Source organism: Faecalibacter rhinopitheci (genome assembly GCF_015234135.1).
In the GTDB taxonomy this organism is placed as follows: Bacteria; Bacteroidota; Bacteroidia; order Flavobacteriales; family Weeksellaceae; genus Empedobacter; species Empedobacter rhinopitheci.
In genome coordinates this window covers 1-4,432 of sequence record NZ_JADGIK010000024.1, presented here as the reverse complement: position 1 = coordinate 4,432, position 4,432 = coordinate 1, and the positions used below count along the sequence as shown (strand labels likewise).

Genomic DNA, 4,432 nt, shown 5'->3' with positions numbered 1-4,432 from the left:
CTTTTTGATTGAAATAAAAAGCCAAATTAAGCAACAAGTTGTCAGAATGACTAAAATTATTAATAAATAAAATATTCCTATTCCCATTTTTATAACGATGTTTTTGGTAGCATTGCAGGTAACGAGCTGAGTATTTGCGAAGAACGGGAGAGAAATTGAGCGAAAGCTCAAGTTCGTCCGTACAAGCAAATTGCTTGGCTAAAACTAAATTAATTGAAAGTTTTTAGAAAAGCAATTTTGCGAGCGGAAAATTATGGATAAAAAGTTAGCCTTCAGCCCGCTTTTTTTTGTAAATACTATGTTGTACGATGTTTTATTTTTTCACCAAAATATAGCTTTGCTGATTGAGTAAGATGCCATTTTGAGAATAAAGTCCATTCAAACTATTCCAAATATGGAATCCAATAGCATACTGTTTAAATTCAGGTTTCAAATTAAAACTTAATTTTTTTCCATCTTTAGACCAAATTGGTTTCTCAATTCTAATGTTTTTTTGATTACGTGTTTGTTTTCCATTTTCAAATTGAATTAATATAATTTCAATATTTTTAGATTTTTGCATAGGTTCCGAAAAACTTAATTCAACTAAATTATCTTTTAGTGTAATGAAGTTTTCGGTGTCTGAATTTAAAAGTTTAGGTTGCGAAATTTTATTCTCAGTTTTTTTACTCCACTTTAACATTGGTTTATATAAATCTTCAAGTTTCTTAGACTTACTTCTATTATATAATTCAATCAACTTTTTTGAAAATAAATTTTGTGCGACAAAACCACGCGATGCATTTTGCTTCCAATAAATATTAGAAATGCTATCGGTGTTCTCCTTTGGAAAATTTTCTTTAATAAAAATATCATAAACAGCCCAAGTCATATATTCATTAAAAGAATTTATTCCAGTATATCCCGATTTATTGTCCCATTTCTCATAATTGAAGTTCTTTGTTATTAATTCTTTATACTTTTCTGAAATTGGATTTACATAACCATGATCCATCTCTGTAAAAATTGAATGATTATCTATAACCCTTGTAGAAATGTTGTTATTCATTTTCCCTAAAATCAAATCTTCTCCAATATTAGGGAAATCAACTGTAGTTAAGCTGTCTATATCTCGGTGGCAGTTTTGTCCACCAACCAATGGTGAAATTGCAATGACGTAATTTTTTTCATTGTTGAATTTGGTATCAGGTGCGATTTTGTCTAAAAAATTAAAACTTTGATTAATAAAATAATATTCCTTATAATTTGACATTAATTCGTTGTAGAATTTTTTATGTTTAGTATAAAATTCTCTGTAATTAGATTTTTTCACGAAGTCATTTATTAAATCCAAATTTTTATCAACTTCTTTAGGACCAAATGAATTGAATGGGTAATTTCGTTTTAATTTTCCATTTTCATCAAACGAAAAAGCATAAAAATCCGTTCTAAAACCAAGGAACTTTTCCCAATCTTTTCTAGAATAATTTACACTATCTAAAAGTGGATGGTTTTTAAAAGGTTTAAAATAAGTTAATATTTTATTATAATAAGGAGGTATTTTCTGAACATCCCAAGGATCCTCCTTGCCATATTTTGTTAGTGCCAAAATGATATTGCCTAACTCATAACTTTCGGTGGATTCTATTTTAAGGTTTCTTTGCGAATATGATTGACTTGAAATAATGAGAAATAATAAAAATATAATTTTTTTCATTTAGATTACTGTGTTAAAATATTGTATAACGAGCCGAGTATTTGCGAAGAACGGGAGAGAAATTGAACGAAGTTCAAGTTCGTGCGTTCAAGCAAATTGCTCTTTTCTTGAACTAAATTAATTGAAAGTTTTAAGAAAAGCAATTTTGCGAGCGGAAAATGATGGGCTGAAAGTAAACTTTCAGCCCGTTTTTTGCGAAATACTTTGTTAGCTGTAGTCGTGCTTTACATTATTATTTTAGTTTCAAGAGCAATTTTTTTATCGTTTGAAACTAACAGATTGTCTTTAAATCCGAATGCAATTTTGTCATCATCATTTATGAATTCAGCAGCACTAATATAAATTTCAGTTGTGTTTTCAAACTTTATTGTAATAAATTGAGGGTAAGGTTCTCCAAATTCATTTTCCCATCCAATTTCAACAGCTTTAATTTTTTGGCCAATAACGTTTTTCCAAAATTCATTTTCTGAAAGATTCCATTTTATTGTTTTGGTAAAAATAGTTTTTTCATTAATTTTTATTCCTAATGCATACTGTGTAAATTCAGAATCCCAGTAAAATTCTATCGTGTTTTTTTCGGTAATAAAGAAAATCGAGTAATCAATTGTATGAATTTTTGAAGACCTTGTTTCAAAAAATGGAGTAGGTTTTTCTGGATTATAATTTATTTCTGCATATTCAATTTTTTGGATTTTTTCACCAATTATTTTTTTGCATTTATTTTTAAAATTAATGTGTTTTTCGGATAGTTTCATTTTTGCGAAATCTTAGGAAACGATTACAGCTAATCCGCGGCTTGGCGAAGTGCGGACTTGAATTGAGCGAAAGTTCAATTCAGACCGAAACGTAGCCAAAGCTGTGAGCCTTTTGGTAAATTTAATAAAAAAAACAAAAGCAAACAGCTTTTGCGGTTAAGTATGCGAGAAGCTCAATTTTGCACTTAACCCCGCATTTTGCCAAACCGATGTTATACGCAGTTTTTATTTTTCATCCATTAATTTCTGACCGAGATAACCAATAATAAAAAAGGTAATTATGGAAATGCCAAGTAAAATTAATTGAAATAAATATAATGTAAAATTTAATTCTGTTGCCAATAGATTTATGATAAGAATTACAATCGATGGAATTAATCCAAAAGAAATTATAACTGTTATTATTAGCGCAACCAATTGCCATCTAAATTTTCTTTTTGAATTAGAAATTCCCGATGAAAACTTTACGATTGATTGACCGAAAAGTATGATTGCCATCATAATCCATTCAGTATTATAAAAAATTTGCTCAGGTTGCTTTTGATAAGAACGAATTATTGCAATCACTACTAAAGGCAGAATTGTAAATATTATTTCAGAAATTAAGACGTAAAATATATTTCTTTCTAATTTCATTGGTTTTTAATTATTCCTAAAACTTCAATAATTTCAGTTTTTTCAGAAATTAAATATCCGTTTCTATTATACTTAAAGTTCTGACTTATTCTTACTTTTAAAGAATCACCAGGAACAACAATTTCAATTCCATTTTTAAACTTTTCTAACCAATTGACATCTGTAATTTTAATTTTAAGTGATTTATTTCCGTGCTTAAATTCCCATTGAGAATCTCCTAAAAAATCAGGTTTTTTAATTTTATAAAAAACGATTGATTCGTTATTGTATTCTTCAGCGGTTAGTGCTTTTTCTACATCTTCAATGTCAATTTTTGCAACATTATTTGTTAGTTCTTCAGATTTGTCGTTAGAATTTTTAACAATTAATTTTTCGTTATCAGTTAGTTTTTCGGTTGTTTCAGAAATATCATTTAAACTTTTGGCTAACTCAAGAATATCAGGTTTACCATAATTAAATGTCTCAGCCAAGTTTTCTTCGTTAGCTATTTCTTCAATATCATCTGATAGTTTTTCTAAATCATCAACGCTACTTTTATTGTCTTGTAAAAACTCTAAAGCTTTACTTCGTGACTTTTCTATAAAATTTGAAATTTTTTCAGGTTCTTGTAAATCATCTAATTTATTATCTTCATTGATTACTAACTCATCCCAAAGTTTTGCAATTAATGAACCTTTTTCAATATCATTTAAAAAAATCTTAGTTGAAACACTTGTATTAATACATTTAGCGAGAACATTGTCTAAATTTCTAACATCTTCAATTATTTCAGCGAATGTTCTAAATAGGCGACTAGGATTTTCTGTATTTTTATCAAACTCTAATTTAATTTCAAATTTACTGGTTACTGTTTTTTTCATTTGTTGATGTACAGACGTTTGGATAAAATTGCGTATAACGGGCCGCGGCTTGGCGAAGTGCGGGCTTGAATTGAGTGAAAGTTCAATACAGACCGAAACGTAGCCAAAGCTGTGAGCCTTTTGGTAAATTTAATAAAAAAACAAAAGCAAACAGCTTTTGGCGGATAAAAGGCGAGAAGTTCAATTTTGCACTTAACCCCGCATTTTGCCAAGCCGATGTTATCGGCAGTATGAATTATTCCATTTCATAACCCAATTCTTTTAGAAACTTATATTTTTGAGGTATTTCTTGTACTCTTTCATCTGACAATAGTTCATTTGTAAATGATTCATACACTTTATATGAACCATTATTTCCACATATTCTTACAGATTGATTTTTATCTTTTGATTGTTTAATTTTTTTACGTATAAAATCATCTAATAAATATTCATATAAATAAGAATACTTGTCTTTTTCATCTCCTCTTTTCTGAAATTCTTGA

The 4,432-nt window shown here is 28.4% G+C and carries 5 protein-coding genes; all 5 read right to left on the bottom strand.

The features are described 5' to 3' along the window. Window positions 1–313: 313 nt before the first annotated feature. Entirely contained in the window at window positions 314–1,696 is a 1,383-nt protein-coding gene (locus IM532_RS13455) for a DUF4932 domain-containing protein (protein ID WP_194184014.1), read from the bottom strand. A 224-nt stretch (window positions 1,697–1,920) separates the two neighbouring features. After that, window positions 1,921–2,451, bottom strand: coding sequence for a hypothetical protein (locus IM532_RS13450; protein WP_194184013.1), 531 nt, complete (start codon window positions 2,449–2,451; stop codon window positions 1,921–1,923). A gap of 225 nt (window positions 2,452–2,676) precedes the next feature. Then, window positions 2,677–3,087 (bottom strand): hypothetical protein, encoded by a 411-nt coding sequence (locus IM532_RS13445; protein WP_194184012.1) that lies wholly within the window; start codon window positions 3,085–3,087, stop codon window positions 2,677–2,679. Continuing rightward, window positions 3,084–3,947: a hypothetical protein gene (locus IM532_RS13440; RefSeq protein WP_194184011.1), complete on the bottom strand. Its 864-nt coding sequence runs from the start codon at window positions 3,945–3,947 to the stop codon at window positions 3,084–3,086. Before IM532_RS13440 ends, IM532_RS13445 begins: the two co-directional genes overlap by 4 nt. 235 nt (window positions 3,948–4,182) lie before the next feature. Next, a partial coding sequence (locus IM532_RS13435) for a hypothetical protein (protein ID WP_194184010.1) occupies window positions 4,183–4,432 on the bottom strand: 250 nt, incomplete at its 5' end.

Bases quoted from the DNA above. Each gene is read 5' to 3' on its own strand.
- IM532_RS13455 (WP_194184014.1), bottom strand. From the start codon at position 1,696: ATGAAAAAAATTATATTTTTATTATTTCTCATTATTTCAAGTCAATCA.
- IM532_RS13450 (WP_194184013.1), bottom strand. From the start codon at position 2,451: ATGAAACTATCCGAAAAACACATTAATTTTAAAAATAAATGCAAAAAA.
- IM532_RS13445 (WP_194184012.1), bottom strand. From the start codon at position 3,087: ATGAAATTAGAAAGAAATATATTTTACGTCTTAATTTCTGAAATAATA.
- IM532_RS13440 (WP_194184011.1), bottom strand. From the start codon at position 3,947: ATGAAAAAAACAGTAACCAGTAAATTTGAAATTAAATTAGAGTTTGAT.